The sequence below is a fragment of the Sphaerisporangium aureirubrum genome (assembly GCF_042658925.1).
Classification (GTDB): domain Bacteria; phylum Actinomycetota; class Actinomycetes; order Streptosporangiales; family Streptosporangiaceae; genus Sphaerisporangium; species Sphaerisporangium aureirubrum.
In genome coordinates, this window is sequence record NZ_JBHSRF010000225.1 from 1 (window position 1) to 535 (window position 535).

1 pseudogene is annotated in these 535 nt (G+C 72.5%); it reads left to right on the forward strand.

The annotated features are described in order from the left end of the window. Window positions 1-535, forward strand: a pseudogene (locus ACFP1K_RS41255) (hypothetical protein); the annotation flags it as partial.

Below are 535 nucleotides of genomic sequence, written 5' to 3' on the forward strand. Positions count from 1 at the left end.
CTCTACGGCACCGAGGTGGTCAAGCCCGCGGTCCGGCCGAACACCAGCTTCTCGGTGGACGTGCGGGCCGGTCGCATCGGCCGTGACCTGGTGTTCACCGCCAACCGCGAGCGCCGGTTCCACGCCGAGGGCGGGGTCAACCTGGACGGCGCGGTGGTCGCCCGCCGGGTCGACCTGACCGGCGCGGTGCTCCAGTCCAGCGACCGCGACGGCATCGCGCTCGACGTCGGCTCGGTCACCGCCGACGAGTTCGCGCTGGTCCCCGACATCGCGCCCCGCGGTCAGGTGGTGCTGGCCGGGGCGCACTGCGTCACGCTCAACGACAATCCCGAGCTGTGGGAGGCCACCGGCGGCCTCGACCTGGAGGACTTCCGCTACGACTCGATGAAGGTGCCGATCGGCATCAAGGACGACGCCGCGGTCGAGCAGCGCATCCGCCTGCTGCGCCGGGCGATGGGCGGCTACCGGCCCGGCCCGTACGACCAGCTCGCCGAGATGCTGCGGACCAGCGGTAACGAGGAGCACGCCTCGACCG